The organism is bacterium (genome assembly GCA_021372775.1).
Lineage (GTDB): Bacteria > Acidobacteriota > Polarisedimenticolia > J045 > J045 > JAJFTU01.
Genome location: JAJFTU010000035.1, coordinates 1 through 6,331 on the forward strand (window position 1 = coordinate 1; position 6,331 = coordinate 6,331).

The 6,331-nt window shown below is 75.7% G+C and carries 4 protein-coding genes and 2 pseudogenes; 4 read left to right on the forward strand and 2 right to left on the reverse strand.

From position 1 onward, the window contains the following. Both LLG88_01500 and LLG88_01505 read left to right on the forward strand, forming a co-directional pair. A partial coding sequence (locus tag LLG88_01500; GenBank protein ID MCE5245585.1) for a hypothetical protein occupies window positions 1-213 on the forward strand: 213 nt, incomplete at its 5' end. Window positions 214-1,052: 839 nt separating this feature from the next. After that, window positions 1,053-2,297 (forward strand): annotated as a pseudogene (locus tag LLG88_01505) (ComEC/Rec2 family competence protein). Between the two features lie 448 nt (window positions 2,298-2,745). On the opposite strand, the gene LLG88_01510 reads toward LLG88_01505, so the two are convergent. Continuing rightward, the gene (locus LLG88_01510) at window positions 2,746-3,720 is read right to left on the reverse strand and encodes a site-2 protease family protein (protein MCE5245586.1); all 975 of its coding nucleotides are present in this window, start codon (window positions 3,718-3,720) and stop codon (window positions 2,746-2,748) included. Beyond that, entirely contained in the window at window positions 3,717-4,019 is a 303-nt protein-coding gene (locus LLG88_01515; protein MCE5245587.1) for an integration host factor subunit beta, read from the reverse strand. The genes LLG88_01510 and LLG88_01515 overlap by 4 nt, the downstream gene beginning before the upstream one ends. Window positions 4,020-4,141: 122 nt before the next feature. On the opposite strand from LLG88_01515, the gene der reads away from it, so the two are divergent. After that, complete coding sequence (der, locus tag LLG88_01520; GenBank protein ID MCE5245588.1) at window positions 4,142-5,521, forward strand: ribosome biogenesis GTPase Der; 1,380 nt, start codon at window positions 4,142-4,144, stop codon at window positions 5,519-5,521. A gap of 72 nt (window positions 5,522-5,593) precedes the next feature. Next, window positions 5,594-6,166 (forward strand): annotated as a pseudogene (locus LLG88_01525) (gliding-motility protein MglA). Window positions 6,167-6,331 lie beyond the last annotated feature (165 nt).

Genomic DNA, 6,331 nt, shown 5'->3' on the forward strand with positions numbered 1-6,331 from the left:
GGCGCCTTGGCGCGCGACCTCGGCGAGGCGTGCCTCGCCGCGCTCGCCGAGGAGGACCGCGCCGCGCTGGTCGCCGAGGCGCGCGCGGCGGTCGCGCCGTACGCCGCGGCGATGGCCGACGACGTCCGCGCGCGCGCCGAACGAACGGCGCTCGAGCGGCTTCTCCGCGTCCGCTTCCGCCTTCCCGACCTGACGCTGCTCCCGCTGCGCTGAGCGATCGGCGCTCTCCGCGGGACGGCCGCGCGGCCCTGTTCGCGCCGCCGCGACGATCTCGGCGTCGCCGTGCGGTCCGTGCGCGCCCGCTCGTCGGCCGCAGCCGCGCGCGGGACGGGCGAAGCGCGCAGCGGAACACCGTGATCGCCGTCCCGAGGGTCGTCCCGCGCGCGGGACGGGCGCGGCGCGAAGCGGCGGCGCCGGGCGCGCGGTCTTCGGATCTTCGTGGCGTGACCCGGGGGACGCGCTTGCTGTTGGTTTCGGCGCTCGCCGCATGGGGCGGCGCCGCGGCGGGGGCGCTTGCGCCGAACGCCGCGGGATCGCTCGCCCTCGCCGCGGCGCTGGCGGCGCTCCTCGGCGCGCGGGGGCGTCCTGAAGGCCCGCGGTCGCGCGGTCTTCCGCGCGCGGCGCTCCTCGACGCGCGGGGGCGCCCCGCGCGCGTCGCGTGGCTCGTCGGCGCGGTCGCGCTCGCCTACGCCGCCTTGGCGTCTCCCGGCGCCCCGCCGCCGCCCTTCGCGGGCCGGCTGCGGGCGCGCGTCGTCTCGTTCGACGAAAGCCCCTCCGGCTTTCGCCTGGAACTCCGCGCGCCGGGGCGGGGGACGTTCGTCCTGCGCGCCCCCGCGACCGGCGACGCCGCGTGCGACGCGCCGCCCGACGGCTTCGGCCCCGGCGCGCTGATCGACCTGCCGCTGGAGGACGATCGCCGCGCGCCTCTGGGGGCCCGTGCGGCCGCGCTCTCGACGATCCGGGTCGTCGAGCGGCCGACGGCGCTCGACCGCCTCCTCGCGGCGCCGGGAGGCCTCAGACGCGCGTTCCAGCGGCGCGCGCGGTCGGCGCTCGTGCGCGGCCCGGACGACGACGTCGGCGGCCTGCTCTTCGCCACGGTCGCCGGCGTCGGCGACGCGATTCCCGACGACGCGTGGCGCGCCATGCGCGCCTCCGGGCTCGCCCACATCGCCGTCGTTTCCGGCTTCAACGTCGGCATGGCCGCGCTGGTCCTCGGCGTCCTCGCCGCGCCGCTCGGCGGAAGCGGCCATCCACGCCGCCGCGCCGCGGCGCTGGCGGCGGTCGCGCTGCTGCTCGCGCTCCTTCCGGCCGATCCGCCGGTGCGGCGCGCGGCCTTCGCCGTCCTCGTCGCGCGGAGCGGCGCGGTCTTCGGGCGCGGCGCGCCGCCCGCGGCCGCGCTGGCGCACGCGGCGCTGCTCCTGCTCGCGCTCGATCCGACGCTGGCCTCGTCGCTGTCGTTCGCGCTGACGGTCGCGGCGACGGCCTCGATCGTCCTCGTGGCCGGGCTGCCGCGCCGCGTCCTCGCCGCGCTGGCGTTCGTCGCGCCGACCTTCGCCACCTGGCCGATCCTCGTCCTCGCCACCGGGCGCGCGGGGCCGTGGACGATTCCGGCGAACATCCTCGCCGCGCCGGCCGTGCCGCCGCAGTTCGCCGCGGGCTGGATCGCCGTCTTGGCGCCCCCCGGGCCGCTCGCCGCCGCGGCGCTCGCGGTCGGCCGCGGCGCTTCGCGCTGGATCCTGCTCGCCGCGCGCGAGGTCGCGCTCTGGCCCGGCTCCGGGCGCATCGCCGCGCCGTGCGGCGTCCTCTGGGCCGCCGCCGCGCTCGCCGTCCTCTTCGGCGCGATCCTCCTCGCGCCGCGCCGTCCGAGGCTCGCCCTCGCCGCCGCGCCGCTGGTCCTCGCGCTCTGGGCGTGGCCGCTGCGCTGGCACGCCGTCCCTCCGCCCGCGCCGCCCCCCGGGCTCGTCGTCTTCGACGTCGGGCAAGGCTCGGCCGCGCTCCTTTCCGATGGCCGCGGCGCGGTCCTCTTCGACGCGGCGGACGACCGCCGCCGCGACGGGACGAGGGCCCTGCTGCGCGCTCTGCGGGAGCGGGGCGTGCCGCGGATCGACTATCTCGTCGTCGGCCACGCCGACCGCGACCACTCGGGGGGCGGGGCCGAGATCCTCTCGGCCCTCGACGTCGGCGCGGTGGCCGTCCCGCCGCTCGCGCTCGACGACCCGGCGCTGGCCTCGCTGCGCGCCCAGGCGGCGGCCCGCGGCGTGCCGATCGAAACGGTCGAGGACGGCTGGCGGGCGCTCGGCCGCGACGCGGAACTGCGCGCGCTCTTTCCGCCGCGCGGGCGGCGCGACGATCCGAACCGCGCGGGGATCGTCCTTCTGGCGCGGATCGGCTCGCTCGCCGCGCTGCTTCCCGGGGACGCCGACGCGGACGTCGAGGGGGAGCTGGTCCTCGCGAAGCGGATTCCGCGGATCGACGTTCTCGTCGTCGGCCACCACGGCGCGCGCGGCTGCACGACGCGCGCCTTGCTGCGGCGGGCGGCCCCGCGGGCGGCGCTGATCAGCCGCGGCCTCGACAACCCCTACGGGCACCCGCACGGCGAGACGCTGGCCCGCCTCGCCGCGGCGCGCGTCGCGCGCTTCGACACCGCGCTCGACGGCTCGCTCTCCGCGGCCTGCGCGGGCGAGACGCGGCTCGTCGTCGCCTCGGAGCGCGGCGGGGCGTGGCGCGTGCGGCGGAGGCGCGGCGTCAGGGAACTTCGGCGATCGGGGCGGGGGCGAAGCAGAGGACGAGAATCGCGAGGCAGGCCGCCGCCAGGATCAGGCGCGTCCGGCCGAGCGGCAGGCCGTCCTCGGGCACGTAGGGGTGGTTGCGGCCGAAGAGAAGAACGATCGCCGCCCAGATCGCCCAGCCCGAGAACTCGTGGTGGAGCAGGCCGCGCCCGGCGACGAGCGCGACGAGGAACGCCGCGGAGGAATGCGCGATCGCCCGCCGCCAGCGCGGCGCGACGGCGTAGGCGACGTGTCCGCCGTCGAGCTGTCCCGCGGGGATCAGGTTCATCGCCGTCGCCAGCAGGCCGAGCCACGCCGCGAGGAAGACCGGATGCGCGACGAGCCCGGTCCCCGCGGCGTCGGGGCGCAGCAGCCCCTCGAGCAGGTAGACCAGCAGGGAGTCGCCGAAGACCCAGGCGCCGGACGGCGCCGGGCCCGGCGCGGCGAGCGGCGAGAGCAGGATGCCGAGCGCCATCAGCGGCAGGGCGACGGCGAAGCCGGCCAGCGGCCCCGCGGCGCCGATGTCGAAGAGCGCGCGGCGGCTCGGGATCGGCGACTTGATCCGGATCACGGCGCCCATCGTGCCGAACGGGAAGGGGGGCGGCGTGGGAATGAAGAACGGCAGCGTCGCCTCGACGCCGTAGCGGCGGCAGGCGACGTAGTGCCCCATCTCGTGGGCGAAGAAGAAGGCCATCACCGCGATCGAGAACGGCAGCCCCGCCGCGGCGACGCTCGGCAGCGCGCCGGCGAAACGCAGCGGATCGAGGGTGAGGAGCGCCTCGAGCGCGCGTCCGCCGCGCTCGGTGAAGCCGGCGCCGGCGAAGGTCGTCGTGACGAAGGTCAGCGCCGCGAGAATCCAAGGAAGCCGCGCGAAGCGGCGGCGCGGCGGGGGAAGCGGCGTCGCCGCCGGAGCGGGGGACGAGCCCCAAGGCAGAGGCCCGTTCGCGCTCACTGGCCGAGGTCGCGCAGATCCTTGCCCGGCTTGAAGCGGACGGTGCGGCCGGGCGGGATCTTGACTTCGTGCCCCGTGCGCGGGTTGCGGCCGACGCCCCGCTTGCGCGGGCGGACCTGGAAGACGCCGAAACCGCGGAACTCGATCCGCTCGCCGCGGACCATCGCGTCCCGCAGCGCGTCGAACATCGCGTCCACCGCCAAACTCGCCTGGGCCTTGCTCATCGGCTCGCGCCCGGCGCGCTCCGCGTCGGCCTTCGCCGCGTCGAAGACGCGGTTGACGATGTCGGCCTTGACCATGCGCTCCCTCCGCGGCCGAGAGTCTACGGGCGGCGTCGGCGGGGGTCAAGGTAAGCGCCGGCGCGACAAGGGATTGGCGCGCGCGGCGCGGATTGGGCGACAATCGGCCCAATGAGAGAAGCATGAGCGACGAGACGCAAGCCAACCCCTCCCCGCGGCGGCTGCCGTGCGTGGCGCTCGTCGGGCGCCCCAACGTCGGCAAGTCGAGCCTCTTCAACCGGCTCCTCGGGCGGCGCGAGGCGATCGTCCTCGACCGTCCCGGCGTGACCCGCGACCGCCTCGAGCGGATCTGCCGCCTCGACAAGCGCGCGGTGGTCCTCTTCGACACCGGCGGCATCGTCCCCGACGCCGACGAGGAACTGTCGCGCCAAGTGACGCGTCAGGCGATGGCCGCCGTCGCCGAGGCGGACGTGATCGTGCTGCTGATCGACGGCCGCGCCGGCGCGACCGCGCTCGACCACGCGATCGCCGACATCCTCAAGCCCGCCGGCCTGCCGACGATCGTCGCCGTCAACAAGGTGGACACGCCGGCGCGCGGCGGCGACGTCGCCGACGCCTGGCGGCTCGGCCTCGGCGAGCCGTTGGCCGTCTCGGCCGAGCACGGCCTCGGCGTCGAGGACCTCGCCTCGGCGATCGAAGCGCTGCTCCCGCCGGGCCCCCCGGACGCGGAGCGCGCGGACGAGGACGAGCGCCCCGATCCGGAGCGCGAGCTGCTCGTCGCGGTCGTCGGCCGTCCGAACGTCGGCAAGTCGTCCCTCGTGAACCGCCTCGCCGGCGAGGAGCGGGTGACCGTCAGTTCGCAGCCGGGAACGACGCGCGACGCGGTGGACGTCGTCCTGACCCGCGACGGGCGCCGCTTCCGCCTCGTGGACACGGCCGGCCTGCGCCGCCGGACCAAGGCCGAAACGCAGGACGAAGCGGTCGGGATCATCGTCGCCCGCCGCCGGATCGCGCGGGCCCACGTCGCCGTGCTGGTCCTCGACGCGGTGATGGGGCCGACGACGCAGGACGCCTCGATCGCCGGCGAGATCACCGAGGCCGGCCGGCCGCTGGTCGTCGCCTTCAACAAGTGGGACCTCGTCCAGAACCCCGAGGAGCGGGTCAAGGAGCTCGAGCGCGAGATGGAGCGGCGGTTCGCGTTCCTCGAAGCGGCGCCGAAGCTGACGATCTCCGCCCTCACCGGCCAGCGGGCCTTCAAGGTGCTCGACCTCGCCCGCGAGGCGGCCACCGCCGCCTGCCGCCGCGTCGCCACCTCCGAGCTGAACCGCTTCCTCGCCCGGGCGATGGCCGAGCTGATCGCGGGGAAGGGCGGGACCGGACCGAAGACCCTCTACATCACCCAGACCGGCACGCTGCCCCCCCGTTTCGTCGTTTTCTGCCGCGATCCGGAGAAGATCGACGACGCCTTCACCCGTTACCTCGAACGGCGGCTGCGGGATGAGTTCGACTTCGGGCCGACGCCGGTCCTCGTCGAGTTCAGATCGTCCCGCAAGCGCTTTTGACACCCGGGCGCCGACCGTCCTATGTTTGCACACTGAACCGCCCGGGCCGCCGGCGCGGGGGGAGAGGGAACGATGGTCGTCTTCAACTACTCGACCCGCGAACTGACGACGAAGATCGTCTACTACGGCCCGGGACTCTGCGGGAAGACCACCAACCTGCAGTTCATCTACGACCACATGCCGGAGAACGTGCGCGGCAAGATGCTCTCGCTGGCCACGAAGAGCGACCGCACCCTCTTCTTCGACTTCCTGCCGATCGATCTCGGCCAACTCGGCGGGATGAAGACGAAGGTCCAGCTCTACACGGTTCCCGGACAGGTCTTCTACAACGAAACGCGCCGGCTCGTCCTCAAGGGGGCGGACGGCGTCGTGTTCGTCGCCGACAGCCAGGACAGCATGCTGGAGGCGAACCTCGAGTCGTACCGCAACCTCGAGGAGAATCTCGCGGCGCACGGCCTCGCGCTGGCCGAGATGCCGCACGTGCTGCAGTACAACAAGCGCGACCTGCCGAGCGCGCTGCCGCTGGATCTGCTCAACGAGAAGCTCAACCGGCACAACGCGCCGTTCTACGACGCCGTGGCCACCACCGGCGTCGGCGTGCAGGAGACGCTGCGGCACATCACCAAGCTGGTGCTGCTGAAGCTCGACACGCGCTACGGCGCCGGCGCCGAACTGCGTCCGACGCCGCCCCCGCCCGCGGCCGCCCCGTTCGCGCCGCGCGCGGCGGCGTCGCCGATCGAGCCGCCCGCCGCCCCGCCGCGTCCGGCGGAAGCGCCGGCCTTCGTTTCCGGCCCCGCGCCGGCGGCGGCG